The sequence below is a fragment of the Alphaproteobacteria bacterium LSUCC0684 genome (genome assembly GCA_041228335.1).
In the GTDB taxonomy this organism is placed as follows: domain Bacteria; phylum Pseudomonadota; class Alphaproteobacteria; order Puniceispirillales; family UBA1172.
The window spans coordinates 563,995-583,867 of record CP166130.1 but is presented as its reverse complement, the minus strand read 5'-3'; the positions used below and the strand labels follow the sequence as shown (position 1 = coordinate 583,867).

22 protein-coding genes are annotated in these 19,873 nt (G+C 54.6%); 17 read left to right on the top strand and 5 right to left on the bottom strand.

Annotated features, from left to right (window positions below; translation table 11 throughout):
- Positions 1–14 precede the first annotated feature (14 nt).
- The 3 genes from AB8880_02735 to AB8880_02725 are packed head-to-tail and all read left to right on the top strand — an operon-like array spanning position 15 to position 2,688.
- Positions 15–875 carry an ABC transporter permease gene (locus tag AB8880_02735; GenBank protein XDZ66332.1) on the top strand — a complete coding sequence of 287 codons (861 nt, stop codon included), beginning with the start codon at positions 15–17 and terminating at the stop codon, positions 873–875.
- Complete coding sequence (locus tag AB8880_02730; GenBank protein ID XDZ66331.1) at positions 872–1,657, top strand: ABC transporter permease; 786 nt, start codon at positions 872–874, stop codon at positions 1,655–1,657. Before AB8880_02735 ends, AB8880_02730 begins: the two co-directional genes overlap by 4 nt.
- Positions 1,657–2,688, top strand: a complete 1,032-nt coding sequence (locus AB8880_02725; protein XDZ66330.1) for an ABC transporter ATP-binding protein — start codon at positions 1,657–1,659, stop codon at positions 2,686–2,688. The genes AB8880_02730 and AB8880_02725 overlap by 1 nt, the downstream gene beginning before the upstream one ends.
- 210 nt (positions 2,689–2,898) lie before the next feature.
- Here the strand turns inward: AB8880_02725 and AB8880_02720 are convergent, their stop codons facing one another.
- Positions 2,899–3,198, bottom strand: coding sequence for a hypothetical protein (locus AB8880_02720; GenBank protein XDZ66329.1), 300 nt, complete (start codon positions 3,196–3,198; stop codon positions 2,899–2,901).
- Entirely contained in the window at positions 3,199–5,163 is a 1,965-nt protein-coding gene (locus AB8880_02715) for a GNAT family N-acetyltransferase (GenBank protein XDZ66328.1), read from the bottom strand.
- Positions 5,164–5,413: 250 nt separating this feature from the next.
- Here AB8880_02715 and AB8880_02710 point away from each other — a divergent pair, with 250 nt between their 5' ends.
- Entirely contained in the window at positions 5,414–5,695 is a 282-nt protein-coding gene (locus AB8880_02710) for a hypothetical protein (protein XDZ66327.1), read from the top strand.
- A gap of 106 nt (positions 5,696–5,801) precedes the next feature.
- A complete protein-coding gene (locus tag AB8880_02705) occupies positions 5,802–6,248 on the top strand; it encodes a YtoQ family protein (protein ID XDZ66326.1) in 447 nt (148 codons plus the stop codon).
- 534 nt (positions 6,249–6,782) lie between these two features.
- Here AB8880_02705 and AB8880_02700 read toward each other — a convergent pair.
- Positions 6,783–9,107 (bottom strand): molybdopterin guanine dinucleotide-containing S/N-oxide reductase, encoded by a 2,325-nt coding sequence (locus AB8880_02700; protein XDZ66325.1) that lies wholly within the window; start codon positions 9,105–9,107, stop codon positions 6,783–6,785.
- A 262-nt stretch (positions 9,108–9,369) separates the two neighbouring features.
- On the opposite strand from AB8880_02700, the gene AB8880_02695 reads away from it, so the two are divergent.
- A complete protein-coding gene (locus tag AB8880_02695) occupies positions 9,370–10,200 on the top strand; it encodes a sulfite exporter TauE/SafE family protein (protein XDZ66324.1) in 831 nt (276 codons plus the stop codon).
- Between the two features lie 70 nt (positions 10,201–10,270).
- On the opposite strand, the gene AB8880_02690 is transcribed toward AB8880_02695, so the two are convergent.
- Positions 10,271–10,681, bottom strand: a complete 411-nt coding sequence (locus tag AB8880_02690) for a VanZ family protein (protein ID XDZ66323.1) — start codon at positions 10,679–10,681, stop codon at positions 10,271–10,273.
- A gap of 109 nt (positions 10,682–10,790) precedes the next feature.
- Here AB8880_02690 and AB8880_02685 point away from each other — a divergent pair, with 109 nt between their 5' ends.
- The 11 genes from AB8880_02685 (at position 10,791) to AB8880_02635 (ending at position 18,841) form a co-directional block, all read left to right on the top strand.
- Positions 10,791–11,369, top strand: a complete 579-nt coding sequence (locus AB8880_02685; protein XDZ66322.1) for a hypothetical protein — start codon at positions 10,791–10,793, stop codon at positions 11,367–11,369.
- A complete protein-coding gene (locus tag AB8880_02680; GenBank protein XDZ66321.1) occupies positions 11,356–11,670 on the top strand; it encodes a hypothetical protein in 315 nt (104 codons plus the stop codon). The genes AB8880_02685 and AB8880_02680 overlap by 14 nt, the downstream gene beginning before the upstream one ends.
- Positions 11,671–11,768: 98 nt before the next feature.
- Positions 11,769–12,119, top strand: a complete 351-nt coding sequence (arsC, locus tag AB8880_02675) for an arsenate reductase (glutaredoxin) (GenBank protein ID XDZ66320.1) — start codon at positions 11,769–11,771, stop codon at positions 12,117–12,119.
- A gap of 109 nt (positions 12,120–12,228) precedes the next feature.
- The gene (locus AB8880_02670; GenBank protein ID XDZ66319.1) at positions 12,229–13,302 is read left to right on the top strand and encodes a cobalamin-independent methionine synthase II family protein; all 1,074 of its coding nucleotides are present in this window, start codon (positions 12,229–12,231) and stop codon (positions 13,300–13,302) included.
- A gap of 101 nt (positions 13,303–13,403) precedes the next feature.
- Positions 13,404–14,129, top strand: a complete 726-nt coding sequence (locus AB8880_02665) for a heme ABC transporter permease (GenBank protein ID XDZ66318.1) — start codon at positions 13,404–13,406, stop codon at positions 14,127–14,129.
- Positions 14,129–14,311 carry a heme exporter protein CcmD gene (ccmD, locus tag AB8880_02660; GenBank protein XDZ66317.1) on the top strand — a complete coding sequence of 61 codons (183 nt, stop codon included), beginning with the start codon at positions 14,129–14,131 and terminating at the stop codon, positions 14,309–14,311. Before AB8880_02665 ends, ccmD begins: the two co-directional genes overlap by 1 nt.
- On the top strand, positions 14,304–14,750 hold the full coding sequence (gene ccmE / locus AB8880_02655; GenBank protein ID XDZ66316.1) for a cytochrome c maturation protein CcmE: 447 nt from the start codon (positions 14,304–14,306) through the stop codon (positions 14,748–14,750). The genes ccmD and ccmE overlap by 8 nt, the downstream gene beginning before the upstream one ends.
- Positions 14,747–16,702, top strand: a complete 1,956-nt coding sequence (locus tag AB8880_02650; GenBank protein XDZ66315.1) for a heme lyase CcmF/NrfE family subunit — start codon at positions 14,747–14,749, stop codon at positions 16,700–16,702. The genes ccmE and AB8880_02650 overlap by 4 nt, the downstream gene beginning before the upstream one ends.
- Positions 16,699–17,241 (top strand): DsbE family thiol:disulfide interchange protein, encoded by a 543-nt coding sequence (locus AB8880_02645; GenBank protein XDZ66314.1) that lies wholly within the window; start codon positions 16,699–16,701, stop codon positions 17,239–17,241. The genes AB8880_02650 and AB8880_02645 overlap by 4 nt, the downstream gene beginning before the upstream one ends.
- Entirely contained in the window at positions 17,238–17,675 is a 438-nt protein-coding gene (locus tag AB8880_02640; protein XDZ66313.1) for a cytochrome c-type biogenesis protein, read from the top strand. The genes AB8880_02645 and AB8880_02640 overlap by 4 nt, the downstream gene beginning before the upstream one ends.
- Positions 17,672–18,841 carry a tetratricopeptide repeat protein gene (locus AB8880_02635; protein ID XDZ66312.1) on the top strand — a complete coding sequence of 390 codons (1,170 nt, stop codon included), beginning with the start codon at positions 17,672–17,674 and terminating at the stop codon, positions 18,839–18,841. Before AB8880_02640 ends, AB8880_02635 begins: the two co-directional genes overlap by 4 nt.
- On the opposite strand, the gene AB8880_02630 is transcribed toward AB8880_02635, so the two are convergent.
- On the bottom strand, positions 18,838–19,803 hold the full coding sequence (locus AB8880_02630; GenBank protein XDZ66311.1) for a DMT family transporter: 966 nt from the start codon (positions 19,801–19,803) through the stop codon (positions 18,838–18,840). The two genes, AB8880_02635 and AB8880_02630, sit on opposite strands and share 4 nt — an antisense overlap.
- Between the last annotated feature and the right edge of the window lie 70 nt (positions 19,804–19,873).

The following is a 19,873-nucleotide window of genomic DNA, read 5'->3' as shown; positions in this document are numbered from 1 at the left end:
GGAGGCAGCAGGAATTGACAATTCTTGCCAATCAACAGCGGTTTCATATTCTTGGACTGCTTTCGCCTGCCTATCTGTGGCTGACAGTGGCAGTATTTTTGCCACTGTCGGCCATGCTGTTTTTCAGTTTTTTATCAGATGCACCCTTTGGCGATGCACAATGGCACTTCACGGCAAGGAACTATCAGGCATTCTTCCAGACGTCGACATACGCATCGCTGTTATGGAAATCAATTCGCCTTGGGTTGATGGTAACAATTATTGCGATATGTGTTGGCTTCCCCTGTTCCTATGTGCTGGCCAAGACCATCAGAGGCCGTTCCCGCGAAGCGCTTTTCCTTCTGGTTATCCTGCCCTTCTGGTCCAATTCGCTGGTCCGCATATTTTCCTGGGCAATCGTGCTTCGAGGCAATGGGGTGCTGGAACTGGGGTTGAATACCATCCTGCCCTTTGAAATTGACGTGAACCTGATGTTCTCGACCCCGGCTGTCATCATTGGGCTCGTGCATTCTTACCTGCCTTACGTGATCCTGACCTCATATCTCGCGCTTCAGGCCATTGACGACAATGTGATCGATGCAGCCCGGGCCATGGGCGCCGGCAAGCTAACGATCCTTTGGCGTATTATTCTGCCGCTTTCACTGCCGGGTCTGCTGGCTGGTGCCGTGCTAATCTTTGTTCCGGTTGTCGGATCGTTCATGGAGCCGCGAATTCTGGGCGGCAGGGTCGGCACCTATTATGGCACAGTGATCGAGGATCAATTCGTGGCGGTTTTCAACTGGCCCCTTGGTGCGGCACTCTCTTTCATCCTGTTGGCTGTGGTTTTGCTGTTTCTGGCTGTGGCCAGCCCAATTTTGAGAAAGGCCCAGGGATGAGCAGTGTATTTCTGGCACGTTTGGGTCGGCTGTGGCTTGCTCTCATCCTATTCTTTTTATATGCCCCGATCGTGGTAATGGCCTTCATGTCGTTCAACAATTCGCCATATTACCAGCTGCCTTTTGATTTTTCCCTGAAATGGTATGAAAAACTGGCCGGCAATCAGGCGATTATTGACGCCGCCACCCGGTCAGTTTTTATTGCAGTGATCACTACGGTGATCGCCACGATTCTCGGCACAGCGGCATCTATCGCCATGTTTAGATATGAATTTCGTGGAAAAAAATTTCTGCAAGCGATGCTATTTCCACCTATCGCCATACCTTGGCTGATCACTGGCACCGCAATGTTGATCTTCTTCTTTGGGGTTGGTCTTGGGCGCGGCACACTATCGGTGATCATCGGTCACGTGGCGTTGGCTTTGCCCTATGTGATCGTGGTGGTCTCCGCACGTCTTGCAACCTTTGATGTCACTCTCGAAGAAGCGGCACGGTCAATGGGTGCGGATTCCTGGACCATATCGCGCCGGGTGACTTTGCCCTGGATTTCGTCAGGTGTAATTGCTGGTGCCCTCTTTGCCTTTGCTGTCAGTTTTGACCAGTTCGTTGTGTCCTACTTCCTGTCCGCTCCGGGAGACAGCACCCTGCCCGTCCTGATCTATACATCCATCCGTAAAGGATTTACGCCCGAAATCAACGCAATCTCAACGATCATCATCATCATCTCAATGGCGGTAATGCTGATCGCCGCTCGATTTTCCAATTTTGGAGGCAACAGATAATGGCCGATGTTTCCGTGAAGAATATCACCAAGGCCTTCGGGCCAAGCAAAGCCCTTGATGATGTCACGGTGAATTTTCCTGATGGCGGCTTCTTTGCCCTGCTTGGCCCGTCCGGTAGCGGCAAGACTACATTGCTGCGGGCAATTGCCGGCTTCATCTTCGTCGATAGCGGGTCCATCTATATTGGCGATGAATCGGTTGAGAATATGCCGGTTGAAAAGCGCGGTATCGGCATGATGTTCCAGAATTATGCACTTTTTCCAAATATGAGTGTGGCAGATAACATCGGCTTCGGCTTGCGCGTGCGAAAGGTGGGGGTGGCCGAAGAACGACGTCGCATCGCAGACGCGCTTGATCTTGTGCAGCTTGGCCAATTTGCCGAGCGCAAGCCGCATCAACTCTCGGGAGGACAACAGCAACGCGTGGCGCTGGCACGGGCCATTGTGACAAACCCGCGTGTTCTGTTATTGGACGAGCCGCTTTCAGCACTGGATAAGTCCCTGCGGGTTGAGATGCAGTTTGAATTAAAGCGCATTCAGCGCGAGATCGGCATTACCACCATTTTTGTCACGCATGATCAAGAAGAAGCACTGACCCTGTCTGACCGCATTGGCATTCTTCGCGATGGAGTGCTGATCCAGGAAGGAGACCCGCGCGAGGTATACAATCATCCCTCAGACATGTTTACTGCCGCATTTCTGGGTGATGCGAACATTCTTTCTAATATTTCCGGGGCGGGCGTGGACATAAAAATCCCAAAGAAGTCGCCCTCGGGCACCATTCTTGCCGTGAGACCCGAGAATATTACAATCTCAAAGACAGAACCTAAAGCGGATGCAATCTCAAAACTTTCAGCCACATTGGAACGTCGGGTCTTTGCGGGTGCGATTGCAACCTGCATTTTTCAGTGCAATGGAAACAGCATCAAGGTTGTCGCACGCGATCAGGATATTCCCACAGACATCACCGAGGGCGAGCGCTTGTGGTTGAGTTGGCCGGCAGAAAAGACACTGTCTGTTTCACCTTCGTAACAGAGCCTTCGAGCGGTCTGCCCGGATTCCTGGCCTTGACCTATTAGGTGATGGTTTCAACGGATTTTGGTGTCGTTACCATATTTCCTCGTCCTCTATGCCTCTGGCTTCATTCTGCGGTTGCTCTATTCCCAATTTGTTGGGCGTATGTGGTCATCAGCCTGTCCACAGCTTGCCTGAGGCTTGTCCTCAATTCCATTAAGCTGAAATTCAACAAAGCCTAATGGCCAAAGTTTTTTGACTATTCACCCCCGGCACCCAAAAGGCCTTCATGGCGTTCGCCTTTGCCAGCGTTGCTTCGTTCCGATACCTCTTAACTTCAATAACCAAGTTCAGCGGATCATTGGGCACGCCATCACCTACTTTGACGATAAAATCATCGCGGCATTCGCGTGGTTCAGATCCCAGTGACTGGAAGCCAACCAAAAACTGTGCAAGAGGTGTGTAATAGAAAAAACGCTCCAAATTGATTTTTGAGACGCTATATTGCATTGAAAATGCTGCTGCCATCTATTCTGACAGGGGAAAGCCCTTTGAGGTGAGAATGCGCGCGTGAAATATCTGCATGATTTGGTCATAGACAGCGCGGCCATAGATCTTGTCTTCGATACCGGCATCGATATTCGGGTTGTCGTTGACTTCGATAACAATGGCGCGCCGATCGATCTCCTTGAGGTCAATACCGTAAAGACCGTTGCCGATGACGAGGCTGGTACCGACAGCAGCATCGAGGATAAACGGCGGCACTTGTTCGATCGCAACAGTCTCGAACCCGCCGGAAACAACCCTGTTTCCTCCCATGTGGTTGTATATCTGCCAATGGCCGCGGGCCATGTAATATTTGCAGGCAAAAAGCGGCTCACCATTGATCACACCGATGCGCCAGTCAAATTCTGTCGGCAGATATTCCTGGGCAATGATGACAAAACTGTCTTTGAGCATCTGATTTGCCTTGTCGAGAAATTCCTCACGATCCTTCACCCGCACCACGCCACGAGAAAAAGACCCGTCAGGTATCTTGAGCACCTGGGGAAATTCGATCTCCTCGGCTACGGCCTTCAGGGTTGATCGGGTGATCAGTTTTGTCGATGGCGTTGAAAAGCCGGCCCGCACAAGAGCTTCGGACAGATATACCTTGTTTGAGCACCGAAGGATTGACCGGGGATCATCAATGACCGGCATGCCTGCGCGCGATGCCTTGCGGGCAAACTGATAGGTGAAATTGTCTTTCGATGTGGTAGCGCGGATAAATAACGCATCAAAGGCGTCAAGCCTCTTGAGATCTGATCTGGTGATGAGTTCGGCATGCATGTCATGGCGGCGTGCGGCTTTGATGAGTTTTTCGAGTGCCGGAGCATTAGACGGCGGCAGGGCTTCATCCGGATCAACAAGAATGGCGAGATCAAAATGTGATCTTGTCTCACTTGTCCGGGTGGGCGCGGAAAACCCGATGGAATCATTGAGTGCGGCGATAAAACGAAAGAGATCCGCATCGTCGATGGCCGAGATCGAAAGCGGCCATACATAATCGATTTTCCACCCGGTATCTTCACGGGAAATCATCACTTCCAGGATTGGCACGGGGAAGAGCTGATAACATCGCTTGGCAAGGCGTCGGGCCCAGGCTTTATCGGTTTTGCCGAAATAGAATTCCAGCGATACCGGCTTGCCACCATGCTGGCCCGAATGCTCAGCCAGCACCTCGGCATCGGGAAGAAGCCGGTTCAGTTCCGCCAGATAATCCTCATAGAGTCGTTTTGTTCCAAGACTTGACAACGTGTCTATCGAGGGGAGCGGTTTGCTGTCCCTCGCCTCGGCGATCAGGGAGACATAGTAACCGGAAGAGAGATATTCATCACCCGGGCAGAGATTGATAACCGTGAGCATGTTGTCCTGGCCGGTTGACTGCGACAGATATTGCTGCGCGGTGAGCAGCGCAAACGATCGTCTTTTATCAAGCGGTTCTTTCAGCAGTTTCAAATCCTGACGCCGCGGCACCACCACCAGATATCGCGTTGCCTCGCGGATCACGCGCTCCTCCGGCAGAGCCCCGCGTTGAGACGGTATCTCAAGTGACATCTGCACCGCATCGCTACCATCTTCATAATACCCGGGAAGGCTGCACCTTGGCGCAAAGCCGTGCCTGAGATAGAGATTGAAAAGCCTTGCGTTCTGCTGCCTTGCTTCAAGCGTCAGGCGCTTGCGGCCGAGCTCCCGGGTTCTGGAAATCGCCGCCCGCAACAAGGATGAGGCGATACCCTGGCCTTGCCACGCATCAAGGACAGCAATCGAATAAACGCGGGCAGAAGCCGCCTTGTTGCGGCAATGCATCAGCACATAGCCTATCGGCACGTCTTCGGCCGATACCGCCACCCGGAGCCACTGGCTTTTAGCCCTGATTGCCCGCCTGATTGACTGTTTTGACAAAAGGTCAGACGAGAAACTCGCAGCTTCAATCACACAGAGTGCGTTCAAATCATCAGGCTTTGCCTGCCTAAAACTGAATTTGGGCATAAAGAAAACTCAACAGGTTTAAAACTCCCATACGCGTGATTGGAGCAACGTTCAAGAAAGAATACCTTATCTTCCATCAGCCCGGCTCAAGGCGGCGGAAAAAGCCCGGAAACCGGGGAAAAGCTGCGCATGCTTAAAAAAACCATCTCGATATGATAGAATGTCTTTTTAAAGACATATGAACAGTCGATATTCTTACGGAGGCACTGTAATGAAAAATCTTTTCTGGATAAGCCTGGCTGCCGTGACCTTCAGCCAGCCAGCCCTTTCGCTTGAAAGGGAATGGAAGATGGTGGTCAAGCATTTTGACAGCATCACCAATCAGTCTTTTGAACTGGTGACCGATGTGACCTATGACAGTGGACGCAAATGCCATCGCGACGCCTATATCATGAACGTCAACTCAAATGACGGCAGTTTCAGCAATCTGACCACGAGCGATCTTGTGCGCTATTTCTGCATCGCGCTACCCAAACCGGATGAGAGTTCCTAGAATTCCGGGGGCCATCTCGCCTCACCTCCCGGGATGATGATCATCATTGCCGGATTAACCCTTTGCGGCTCTTTGCAGGGCAACCAGAAAAAACAACAGGTAAACCATGTCACTTCAAATCTATCTTTCCGGCGAAATACATACCGATTGGCGCGAGCAGATCATCGCGGGCTGTGCTGGCATGGATGTTCGTTTCACCTCCCCTGTCACCGATCATGCCGCCAGCGATGATTGCGGCGTTGCCATCCTTGGCGATGAGCCGAATAAATTCTGGCATGATCACAAAGGCGCCAAAATCAACGCCATCAGGACGCGCAAGGCAATATCGGATGCGGATCTGGTGGTGGTTCGATTCGGGGAGAAATACAAGCAATGGAACGCCGCGTTTGATGCAGGATATGCGTCTGCTCTCGGAAAATCACTGATCGTGATGCATGGGGCAGAGCATCAACATGCGCTCAAGGAGGTTGACTCGGCCGCGCTCGCGGTTGTTGAAACACCTGATGAGATCATTCGCATTCTGCGCTACGTCATCGACGGGGTGCTGTCCTGACCTCCCCGAAATATCCCGGGCCGTCAACAAAACAGGCAAATTTTAATTAAATATCTTTTTATGTACTTAAAAATATTTTTCTACTATCATAAATAACGTTTTGTTGTTTATGGTTGGTTATGCCCAGGTTATTTTTAATACTATTTTTGATATTTATGCCCGTGCAAGCGACCTTTGCTGATACCGCTTCCGTGTCTCAAGTTGATTTCTCAAAATGTGAAACCGCAATCAATCACGGCACAAAGATTGGGAATACATCCTCATCGTATGAAGATATTTCCTACTGGTCGCATCAGAATGCGTTTTACCGCCTCAAGATAAGTTCACTTAATCTGTTCAATGTCCAATTTGTGTGTGAAGAGTTATCTCTTTCCCGATAATTCGGGCGGTGACGGTGCCCTGTATTCCGTCTCAACAGCTGCCTTCTGTTCGTTTACCCCGGGGCCAGCGCCGCGTTCAGGTGGAGGCTTGCAGATCACACCCGCATCATCTGCCCCGGCACCCCCGCCGGAGACACGCGCATGCCGTTCAAGGTTATGATGATCCTTTTGAGGTGATGATTTCGGGCGGCTCAAAGGCCGTGACGGCAACATCACCCCCGCTCCAGCACTCAACCTCGACAAGACAGGAATGCGCCGCCGGGCCCTGCCCCAGGCGGGACGTGCCCCTGTCTGGTGTCAGCACATTCGGGTTGCCATGCTTGCAGCTGAGCTCGCCGCCTTCATCATTGGCCGGGTCAAACCATGCGCCGGTGGGAATAAGGATCACTCCCGGTTTTATACTATCGGAAAGCACCGCGCCGCAGAGGCAGGCACCCCGGTGATTATGGACCCGGACAATATCGCCATCACCAATGCCGCGAGCCCCTGCGTCATGGGGATGGATGACCATTATCTCATGCCCCTTGATCTTCGCGTTGCGGCTGATGCTGCCATGGTCAAGCTGGGAATGAAGTTTCGTTTTCGGCTGATTGCAGATCAGATGAAGGGGAAACGCCCTGGCTTTGCTGCCGATCCATTCTTCCGGCTCAAGCCAGCTTGCATGGGGCGGGCAATCCGCGTAGCCGAAACCTTCGATCGTGGCGGAGTAGAGTTCGATCCGGCCGCTCGGCGTATTGAGCGGGGTTTTCACCGGATCCTTGCGGAATTCTTCAAAAAGGATGGTGCTGTTGTCCCTTGCCTCGATCTGGAACCAGCCTCTTTTCCGGAATTCGTCATATCCCGGAAGGTCATATCCATCGTCGCGCATCTGCTCCCGGCTTGTCTCATAGAGATGCCGCTGCCATTCGTCGCTGGACCGGCCTTCGGTGAAACGGTCTTCAATATTAAGGTGGCGGCTTAACCGCACGAGGATTTCATAATCATCCGCGGCGTCGCCCACCGGCTCGATCGCCTTTTCCATGGAAATGACATAGTTATCCCGCGGCGACATGGCGATATCCTGCCGCTCAAGGGTAGTGGTGCAGGGCAGCACGATATCCGCATGCTTGGCCAGCGCATTCCAGCACCATTCATGGACGATGATCGTGTCCGGCTTCTGCCAGGCTTTCCTCAGTCTGTTCAGATCCTGATGATGATGGAAAGGGTTGCCGCCTGCCCAGTAGACCAGGCGAATATCAGGATAGGTGAGATCCTGGCCGTTATATTGAAACGCGCCACCGGGGTTCAGCAGCATATCCGCGATACGCGCCACCGGAATGAAACCAGCCACCTCATTACGGCCTTGCGGAAAAGCCGTCATGCTGTAATTGCCGATACCATTTCCCACTGTCTGCACGGCCGCATAACCAAAACCGAACCCGCCACCAGGCAGGCCGATCTGGCCCAGCAAGGCGGCAAGTGTAACCCCGGCCCAGAGCGGCTGTTCACCAAAAGCCTGGCGGCTCAGAGACCAGCTCATGGAGATCATGGTCCGGCCAGCGGCCATCCGCCGGGCAAGATGGCGGATGGTTTCGGCCGGAATATCACAGATCTCTGCCGCCCATTGAGGTGCTTTTCTCACCCCGTCAGCCTCCCCCATGAGATAGGCTTCAACCTTTTCGAATCCGGTGGTATAGCGATCAAGAAATCTCCGGTCATGAAGATCTTCTTCGATCAGCACATAGCAGAGCGCGAGCATCATCGCCACATCGCTGTTGGGCCGAACAGGCATCCAGTCCGCAGACACATCTTCAAGAAGATCGCTTTTCATCGGGGAAACATTCACGAATTCGACCCCGTTTTCATGCGCCTTCAGCATCCACTGTTTCTGCCGGTGCTCTCCTATTCCCCCCTGCCCGATCTGCGCGTTCTTGAGCGGGATGCCGCCAAAAGCGACAAAGAGATCACAATGCTCGATGATCGACGCCCAGCTTGTCTGCTGATAGAGATAGGAACGAAAATCCCCGAGGACATGAGGAAAAATGACTTCCGCGGCGGCAAAACTGTAGGTGTTGACCGAACGCGTATACCCCCCGATCGCATTGAGAAACCGGTGGATCTGCCCTTGGGCGTGATGAAATCTGCCGGCGCTTGCCCAGCCGTAGGAGCCGGCATAGATGGCCGAATTTCCATACTGGCTGATAACCCGGCTCAGCTCATCCCCGGCAAGGGCGATCGCCTCACCCCAATCGAGCGCAACAAAAGCATCATGGCCGCGCCGGTCGGTGTTCTCGCCTCTTTTGCCGTCAAGCCAGCTGCGGCGGACCATGGGTTTGGTAATGCGTGACGCGCCCTCAATGACATCGACAATCCCCTGGCCGATCGGGGACGGGTCTCCATCCTGATCGAACGGTACCATGCTTTTCAGCTGGCCGGACGCCGTTACCGCCCGGTAGCTTCCCCAATGGGCACTTGTGAGAAATGTCTTTGTGTCGCTCATGATGACATCTGGTAAAATTGCGCTGTAGGCATTCTCATTACGCCCGCAATTTTGCACAAGGTCAAGCAAGGTGTGCGGGCCGGTGGCGTGATCTGTTCCGTCTCCGCCAACATCCCTGGTATTTTTTACTATACTTCTTTCGCCGCATCCCCAAAGATAGGGTATAAGTATTTTCGGCGAACACCCATCTACGTGTTCCCAGTTCGCACGTTTCCAGTTGAATGTTTCCAGTTGAATGTTTCCAGTTTAATGTTTCCGGGCCATGTTTGCCGAATTTCTCGCATCATATCTTTCCCCACCTGATTTCGTTGAAGTTCCCGCGCTGATCTTCTGGGGGGTCGCGATCGCCTCGGTACTGCTCATGGCGATAGCCAAATCCGGTTTTGGTGGCGCGGTGGCGTCGCTTTCGGCGCCGCTGATGCTGACGGTCCTGCCACCCCGGGAAACGCTTGCCCTTCTCTTGCCTCTCTATCTCTTGACCGATATCTGGACGATCTGGATCTGGCGTGGCTACTGCTACTGGCGACTGCTTTTCTGGATGGTTCTGTTCGCCATAATCGGTCAGATGCTGGGCTATCTGCTCATCAGTTTCATCGATGATGCCATGCTGAAAATGCTGATCGGGCTGGTTGCGCTGATCACCGGCACCAGATACTGGGTGAGGTGGAAATACCCTCTTGTGACCGCGCATCCGTTCAGGGAAAAGCGCGTGGTCCGAAGCCGTCTTGTCTCCCGTGCCGGCATCTGGTGCAGTCTTTCAGGCTTCTCTTCCTTTATCTCGCTCACTGGCGGCATCCCGATGCAGGTTTTTCTTCTTCCCATGCGGCTTCATCGCTATCTGGTGGTGGGCACAAGCGCCTGGTATTTCTTGACAATCAATATTGCCAAACTTCCCTTTTTCTTTGATCTCGGGCTGTTCACGCCTGCAACGATCATTCTTTCCACTCTTCTGATCCCGGTTATCCCGGTGGGGGTGTTGCTGGGCAAATGGCTCAATCAGCGCATCAATGACCGCCTTTTCTATCACCTTGCCCATGCCGCGCTTTTCATCCTCGGCGTCCGACTGGTCTGGAGTTACATGGCCGCCACCTGACCGGTGACTTGAAGCAACGCCGCCTCATCTCTACCCGGCACCTTAATCTCTTGTGATCAAGTCCTTATGATTAAGAATGGTGTTGTTCGGGCGTATGGCCGTCCGGATATCTGGCCAGATATCTGGCCAGATACAGGCCGCAGACAGTCCCGATGCTGACACCACCCAGATTGGCGGCAAAATCCAGCCATGAGCCATATCGGTTTGCATAAGGCTGGATCAACTCGATACCGCCGCCCAGACCCGCATAAATCAGCCCAAAGAAGAATATCTTCCCCGGCCTTGCCAGCGCATTCGGAAAAGCCAGGGCAGCATAGGCGATGAGATGATGGGTTTTATCACCCCCGGGAACTTCAGGCAGTTGCTGCAATGGCGTCAGCGACAAGACGATGATAATCAGGGCCAGAACCCAGGACAGTGCCCCGGCCAATCGAGGGCTGGATTTGATGACGATCAATGAGGACCGGAGAAAATGTACCATGCGTATCTCACCACCTTTGCAAACAACCTTAAGGCTCAATCTAAAAATTGCAAATCCGGCATAAATTGGCTAGGCTGAAATTTCGCCGCTTAAGAGATTGTTTTTATTCATGAAAAAAGAAACGTTTTTTATCTATTTTCTGTTCATTTTTGCCTCATATTTGTTACAGATTTATGCAATATACCCTGCCGAACTGGCGTTGCGGACAGATGTGTATGTATCAAAGGTCAGTTACGTTTTCATCCCCCACGGGATGAAAATTCTCTATGCACTGATCCTCGGACCTGCGGCGTTTATCTACATTTTTCTGGCCCAATTGCTTTTCGGCCTGCTCACGGCAGGATTATCATTAACTATCGTAAAAGGGTCTTTGATCGGGACCATGGCGGTTATCATCCCGATTCTTATGATCAACGCCTCCCTCAAACGCCCGTTGTGGAAGGCCCCGATTGACGATGAAGTGATCAACATAAATGTTTTGTGGCTGTATTTGTCAATTTCGCTCATGTCGTCGTTTATCAATGCGCTCAGCCATCAATTGCTTTACGGTTTTGAAGAGGTATATTTTCTTTTCATGATGATAATTGGGGATATGATTGGATCTGTTGTAATTTTTGTGTTATTCCTGTTTGTATTCAGACCAATAATGAACTTTCTACTTTTAAGGAAAAAATATGAGCAATCTTAGTTTGTTTCTGGGCCTTCTGAAAATGGCAAATCATGCCGCTGAAGATATCGGCCTTTCCAGCCTGACAAATTCGGACCGGGAAGTTTTGCTGATGCTCTGGAAATTGTCCCAGGAAGGGGAGCAGGTATTCAAGGCATCTTACGAAGATCTTTTTGAAGAGGCTTCCAATACCAGCGATGTCATCTCGAAGTCGCAGTTCTACAAGTCAATTAAGTCTCTGGAAAAAATCAATCTTCTCTCCAGGGTTGGTGGCCCGAGAAGCCAGACATATCGTCTCGAAGGCGGGTATTCACGGAGCTGAAAATCCAGCAACCTGGCTGATACGGTAAAAGAAATTATGCCCATTAAAATACACCTCAGCCTTGCCAGATGATACACCGATGATGAGCGGAAAGAAGGATGGATCACCTCACGATCTACCATAATCCTCGATGCAGCAAATCACGCAAGGCGCTGGCTCTTCTCCAGGAAAACGGGGTTGAGCCGCGCATCATCCTCTATATGGAAACACCGCCATCAGCGGATGATTTCCGCGAGGTGCTGCGAAAATTGGCAATGCGGGCAGAAGATCTCCTCCGCAAGGGGGAGACAGAATACAAAGACCATATCGCCCCGCTTGGCGCGATTTCCGAAGACCGCCTCATTTCACTGATGATCCGGCACCCGAAAGTCATCGAACGTCCCATCATCTGCAAAGGGGACAAGGCGGTCATAGGCCGCCCGCCCGAAAACGTGCTCACCCTTCTCTGATGGCTTGTTCCCTTCGGCCTGCACCGCAATTCGGCAAATCCATGTGCCTCAAGGCGTGCTTTCTGCTATACTGACACGCATAGTCTTGATGGCACCAGGGAGGATAATCATGGCCGGCAAACCGATACCCACCACCACCATCGGATCTTTTCCGAAACCTGATTACCTGCCGGTGCGCGACTGGTTTGACGCGGCCCGCACCGAAGGCGGAATGAACGCCCCCAAGACAACGCTGGATTACACCAGGGCGTTGGAAAACCTCACCCCTGAGGATGAGGCTCTTTTCGTGCGCGCCGCAAAGGAAGTGATCGACATTCAGGTCAATGCCGGGGTGACCATTCCCACCGATGGTGAGGTCCGGCGTGAAAACTACATCCATTACCATTGCCGTCATATCGAGGGCTTTGATTTCCACCATCTTGAGCATCGTGTCCTTCGGGATGGGGCATATGAAACCGATCTGCCTGCCATCCGTGGCGAGGTTGCGCACAAGGGGCCGCTCTATGCCCCCCATGATTTCAAGGCCGCGCAGAAAGCAAGCCCGGTGCCGCTTAAATTCACCCTCCCGGGGCCGCTGACGATCATGGATACCAACGCCGATTGCCACTACAATGACCGGCCGCGGCTGAACCGTGATCTCGCAGAGACCGTCAACCGGGAAATTCTCGGGCTGGTGGAGGCCGGATGCACATATATTCAGGTCGATGAGCCTCTTTTTGCCCGCCAGGTGGATGACGCGCTTGATTTCGGCCTCGACGGGCTGGAACGATGCTTTCACAACGTCCCGGGCCATGTGACGCGAATTGTTCACATGTGTTGCGGCTACCCTGATCACCTTGATGATGAAGATTACAAGAAAGCTGATCCCCAGAGCTATGCCCGGCTTTCCGCTGCCGTCGATGAGGCGGGATTTGATCAGCTCTCCATCGAGGATGCGCATTGTTGCAATGATCTTGGCCTCCTTGATCTTTTCTCGAAAAAGACCATCATTTTCGGCACCGTTGCCGTGGCGCGAAGCCGGCTTGAAACGGTGGATGAAATTGAGCAGCGCCTCAAAGCCGCCCTCGAGCATATCGACCGTGACCGGCTGGTGGCAGCGCCTGATTGCGGTCTCGGCCTTCTGCCCGCCGGGCTTGCTGAAGCCAAATTGAAGGTGATGGTTGAAGCGGCGGCCCGGGTCTGAGCTTTGCGTTAACGCCTCAAGGCACTCTTCAGGCAAGCATCCGCCCCCCCGCGATAAAAATACGCATATCGAAATCGCCATGATGCTGGTAGAACAGGATTATGTTTGATTACCTCGCAAACCCGACCCGGTTTCTGAAACTGACCCGTGTCATTCTGCCCGTCGCCTGGGTGATCTTCGGGCTGTCGGCCTGCGCAGGGCTGTATGCGGCCTTCCTCAACTCCCCGGCAGATTATCAGCAGGGGGAGACAGTCCGGATCATGTATATCCACGTCCCCGCCGCCTGGATGGCGCTGGCCGGATACCTCATGATGGCGGTGGCGGCATTTTTCTTTCTTGTATGGAAACATCCGCTGGCGGATATCGGGGCCAGAGCCATGGCCCTTCCCGGTGCGGGCTTTGCGCTGATCACCTTGATAACCGGGTCCTTCTGGGGTCGGCCCATGTGGGGAACCTGGTGGGTCTGGGATGCACGGCTGACCTCCATGCTGATCCTGTTCTTTCTCTATGTCGGCTATATCGCCCTTGTCGACGGGTTTGACCGCAGCGAGCGCGGCAGCAAGGCCGCATCTCTCCTGCTGCTGGTCGGCGTGATCAACCTGCCGATCATCAAGTTTTCCGTTGACTGGTGGAACACGCTTCATCAAGGGGCGAGCATCATCCGTCGTGGCGGCCCGTTGGTTGACCCGAGCATGCTGACGCCGCTTTTTCTGATGGCGCTGGCCATGCTGAGCTGGTTCATTGCCATATCCATTCTCCGGATGCGGACACTCCTGACCGAACGCCGCATAGACGTGCTCGCGCAACGGATCGGGGGCCAGTCCTGATGGAAGAATTCCTTTCCATGGGAGGCTATGCCGCCTATATCTGGCCTGCCTGGAGTGTTGGCGTCCTCATTCTTGGCGGCATTACGCTTGCCAGTATCCACCGGCACCGGCAGTCAAGTGCCAGGCTGGCCGGATTGACCGCCACCGGGGAAACAGATGAAGGGACGAAAGAACATGGCTGACCTCTCCCCCAAGATGCGGCGCGGCATCGGGTTGGCGGCGGCCGGGGCCGTTCTTGCGCTGGCGGCATCACTGGTGCTGGTGGCGCTCGAAGATACGGTTGTCTATTTCTACGGGCCGACGGATCTCATGGGCAAGCCTCTTGATGATCGCCGGATCAGGGTTGGTGGTCTGGTGGTGGAAGGATCGGTTGCCATTGACGGGATCGATGCCCGATTTGATGTCAGCGATGGCACCACCGATGTCACCATCGCCTATCGCGGCGTTCTGCCAGATCTCTTTCGCGAAGGCCAGGGCATCATCGCCGAAGGCACCTTCAACGGGAAGAATTTCACCGCCGATACCGTCCTTGCCAAACATGATGAAACCTATATGCCGAAGGAAGTGGCCGAAACCCTGAAAGAACAGGGGGTCTGGCAAGGCGGGGAGACCGGGAATTGAACGGCCTTGCCGAAATCGGGCATTTCACCCTTGCCTTGAGTATCGGCACGGCACTCATGATGGCCATCATCCCGATGCTTGGCGCGCATCTCGGGGATATCCGCCTGTTGCGGGCGGGACGATCCGCCGCAATCGTGCTTCTCGGCCAGATACTGATTGCCTTTGGTCTCCTGACCACGGCTTTTCTGCGCTCTGACTTTTCGGTCAAACTCGTGGCCAGCCACTCTCATTCGCTCAAACCTGTCCTTTACAAGATTGCGGGCGTCTGGGGAAACCACGAAGGCTCCCTTCTTCTCTGGGTGCTGATCCTTGCGCTGTTTTCCACCATGGTGGCTGTCTCGGGCAGGATTGAGCCTCGACGGCAGGCACGCGTGCTGTCGGTTCAGGGCATGATCGCTTTTGCCTTTCTGCTCTTCATGTTGCTGACCTCCAATCCGTTTCTGCGGCTGGATCCAGCCCCTCTTGATGGCAACGGGCTTAATCCGCTACTGCAGGACCCGGGGCTGGCCTTTCATCCGCCCATGCTCTATCTCGGCTATGTCGGGCTTTCGGTTGCCTTCAGCTTTGCCGTGGCGGCGCTGATCGAAGGCAAGGCCGACAGGGATTGGGCATGTCAGGCAAGACCGTTCATTCTTGCCGCCTGGTCCGCCCTCACCCTCGGGATCGCGCTTGGTTCGTGGTGGGCCTATTACGAACTCGGCTGGGGCGGCTGGTGGTTCTGGGATCCGGTGGAAAACGCCTCGCTCCTGCCCTGGCTCATCGCGACAGCGCTGATCCATTCGGTGATCGTGGTTGAGAAAAGAAATACGTTCAAGACCTGGACGGTTCTTCTCGCCATCATCGGTTTTGCGCTCAGTCTGCTCGGGACGTTCATTGTTCGCTCCGGGCTTCTGACATCTGTCCATGCTTTTGCGACGGATCCCGCGCGCGGCATGGTCATTCTGACGATGCTGATGGTGAGCATTGGCGGCCCGCTTCTCCTCTTCGCGCTGCGCGGGGACCGGCTGGCCTCCCGCGACAGATCCGCCTTGCTGAGCCGTGAGACCGCGCTTGTCGCCAATAACCTCCTGCTTGTTGTTGCCACCGCCACGGTGCTGATCGGCACGCTCTATCCCCTCGGGCTTGAAGCCTGGAACGGGGCACGCATTTCCGTGGGCCCGCCCTTCTATAACGCCACCTTTGCGCCATTGATGGGGCTCATGGTGGTGGTGATGGCGGCCGGGCCACTCCTGGCCTGGCAGCGGGCCGAAAGCCGGCTTCTGATAAAACGGCTCATCCCTCTTTTGGCGTTTGTTCTTGCCGGTATCGGCGTCTGCACCCTTGCTCTTGCCCCTCGCAACGTCACCGCCCTTGCAACAATCGGCCTTGCGCTCTGGCTCATTGCAGGCGTGATGATGGATATCGCCGTCACCACCGGGATGACCCGGGCGAAACCTGCCGATGCCCTGCGCCGTCTGGCCGGAATGCCCCTGTCCCGCTGGGGGATGAATATCGCCCATCTGGGGGTGGCGGTCTTTATTCTCGGCGCCGCCGGGGCCAGTTTCTTCCAGAGCGAGACGATCGAACGCATCTTTCCCGGCGATACGCTCAAGGCCGGCTCAAAGACATTCCGGCTCGAAGACGTGAAACCTCTGGCCGGGCCGAACTATACCTCCACCGCCGCCAGGCTCAGCCTCATCGACAAGAAGGGCGACGTCATCGACACGATGATCAGCGAAATCCGCTTCTATCCTGTTGCCGGCACCACCACCACCGAAGCCGCGATCCGTCCCCGCATCGACGGCGATGCCTATGCTGTCCTCGGCGATGGCGATGCCGAACGCGGCTACACCCTCAGGCTTTACGACAAGCCTCTTGTGTCCTGGATCTGGTTCGGTGCCGGGTTGATGGCGCTGGGCGGGATCATCGCCATGGGCAGATCGACATATCCCGACGATAAGGAGCAGCCATGAAAAAACTTCTCCTGCTCCTGCCTCTTGCGCTTTTCGCCGTGATCGGCGTTCTCGCCTATGTGATGCTGAACGCGTCGCTGGATGGCTCACGCAACACGAAATCCATCGGCTTTTCCATGACCGGCAAACCCGTGCCCATGATCTCGCTTCCCGCCATGGGCCGGAGCGGCACGGTCAATCTTGCCGACTGGCAGGGAAAAGCGTTCGCGGTCAATGTTTTCGCGTCCTGGTGCGGTCCATGCAGGCTTGAGGCGGCATCGATCGAGGCCATGGCCGAAGACATCCCGGTTCTGGGCATCAACTACCGTGATGATGCGGCCGATGCAGCGGCATTTCTTGACCAGTTCGGCAATCCCTACACCTTGATCGGCATTGATGAGGATGGCAGTACCAGCATCAAGCTTGGTGTCCACGGTCTTCCCGAAACCTTTATCATTGGCCGGGATGGAACGATCCTGCATCATCAGCAGGGGCCAGTCTTCGCCAATGATCTATCCGGGGCGGTTGGCGATGCGATCAGAAAGGCAACATCCGGATGACACCATTCCGCCCTTTCCTTTTTGCCATCATGCTTCTGGCCTCTCCTCTTCTGGCTTCACCCGCAGCAGCACTTCTGCCCGAAGAACGCCTTGCCGATCCCGGGCTGGAAGAACGTGCCCGCAGTCTTTCGGCCCAGCTTCGGTGCCTTGTCTGCCAGAACCAGTCCATCGATGACAGCGATTCGGCCTTTGCCCAGGATTTGCGGCGGTTGATCCGGCAGGAGATAAAATCCGGCCAGACCGACGATGATATCAAACTCTTCCTTCGTGAACGCTACGGCGATTATGTTCTGCTGAGCCCGCCTTTGGGCCCCGCCACCCTCGCCTTGTGGGTTGCCCCATTTGCTCTCCTGGGTATCGGTGTTCTGGGCGTTGCACTGGCACGGCGGGGACGGGATGGATCATCCTCTGAACATGAAAACGAGGCACCATGATGGCAGATACCGCGCTCCTCACCAGCCTTGTTGCCATGGCGCTGTTGTTGCTGGTCAGCACGGCATTGCTCGGGCGTGATCTTTTCCGCGGCGAGCGGCGCGTCCAGCATCGGCTTGGCGGCGCGGTGTTATTGCTCGCCATGATTGCCAGCGTCGGCCTCTACCTTTTGAATGGCCGTCTTGGCATGGGGGATCTGCCGCTCAGCGCCCGCCTCGATGAAATCGCCGCGATCGAGCAGGAAAACGATACCGTTATCCGGCAACGACAGCAGGCACTGAACGATGCAAGACAGGCGGCCCGCACCAATCCGGATGATATCGAAACGCTCTTCCAGCTTGCGGATGCCGCCGCCGCGGCAGGGGATTCCGATACCGAAATCAAAACCCTCACCTCCATTCTGGACCTGACAGGAAATCCCCGGATCAAGAGCATGATCGGCGAAGCGCTTACCCGGCAGGCGGATGGAATAGTCACCAGCCGGGCACTCGACTGGATTGATGAAGGGCTCGCCGAAGCCCCCGATGACTGGCGGGGCCGCTACCTCAAGGCCCTTTATCTGAGCCAGTCAGGTGATGATGCGGCCGCGCTTTCGCTCTTCTCGTTGCTTGCCGCCGATCTCCAGGGCACGGAGATATACCCCGCCGTCGTTGCGGGCATCACTGAGGCGGCAGCCCGGATCGGGGTTGATGCAGAAGACTACCTTCCCGAACCCGGCCCGGGACCGGAGCAGATTGCAGGCATGATCGGCGGTCTCGAAGATCGTCTTTTCACCGATCAGACCACCGCGGATGCGGAAGGCTGGATCATGTTGATCCGCTCCCTCACCGTAATTGGCGATGGCGAGCGGCGTGATCGCGCGCTCAGCCGTTTTCTTGACCTGATGGAAGGAACGAAAGACGAGGCGGCCCTTCTTATCCGCTTCACCGAAATCCTGCTCCCCCCCGATGACCTGCCCGAAGTCATGCCCGCCATTCTTGACCGGATGCTGGTGCGGGCCCGCGAAATCTCCCCTGAAGATCCGGAGATTCTCTTCTTCAGCGGTCTTCACGCCCGAAGTCTCGGCAATCGCGAGGCCTTGAGGGAATTCTGGGGAAGACTGCAGGCAAAACTTGGCAAGGACAATCCGCTTCATGCCTTGCTGGAAGCTGAACTGTCCAGAAATTAGCGCCGGAATTTCGGCCTTTTGGCTATGTTTTCCTGGCTTGTCTGGATATCACGATAGACCATGAAAAGCCCGGAAGCCATGATAAGGGCAATACCGGCAAACCCGATCAGATCCGGCATTTCACCAAATACCATGACCCCCCAGAGGATGGAAATCGGCATGGCAACATATTCAAACGGCGCAACAAAGGTTGCCTCACCATGACGATAGGCAAAGGAGATCAGAAACCCGCCCACCGCGTTCGTCATGCCAATGGCAATGAAAAGCCAGTATTCCCAGACCTGCGGCATATGCCATTCCCGGAGGAGAAACGACAACGACGGATGAAGGTCATTGTCGAGCTGCCCGCCCCCAAGAAAAAGCCCCATCAGAAGCGATACCAGAACAAAGGTGATCTGGATATAAAGCGTCATCGTCACCGCCGATTCGGTGGCGCCGATATGGCGTGTCAGAATATGCAGCATCGCGTAGCATAATGCCGCCAGCATGGGCAGGATTGAGGCGATCTGGAAGCTTTCGGTCCCTGGCCGCACAATAATCATCACCCCGATCAATCCGGCAAAGATCGCAATCCAGCGTCTTGGCCCGACACGTTCCCCGAGGAAGATGATTGAGAGCACCGTAATGAGCAGCGGGCTGACGAAAAATATGGCCACCGCCTCGGCCAGCGGCAAAACAGCAAGCCCGACAAAAAAGAACAGATTGGCCAGAACCACGCAGAGGCCGCGGAAAAGATGCATCCCAAGCCGGCGCGTGCGAAAAACACTGAACCCGCCGACAAAAGGCAGAAAAAAGATCAAAATGGTCAGCAGCCCCACAAGAGAGCGGAAAAGCACAATCTCATGGAGTGGATAATCACCGCTCAGCAACTTGATCGTGACATCGGTGACGGAAAAAAACGCCATCGCCCCTGTCGCGGCGGCGGCACCAAAGAGATTAGATCTGAGCGAGACGGCCGACATGCGCACTCCAATGCTCTTGAATAGAAAGCCGTTTTCTCATCATTCCGGCATGCCCGGATACATGTCAACT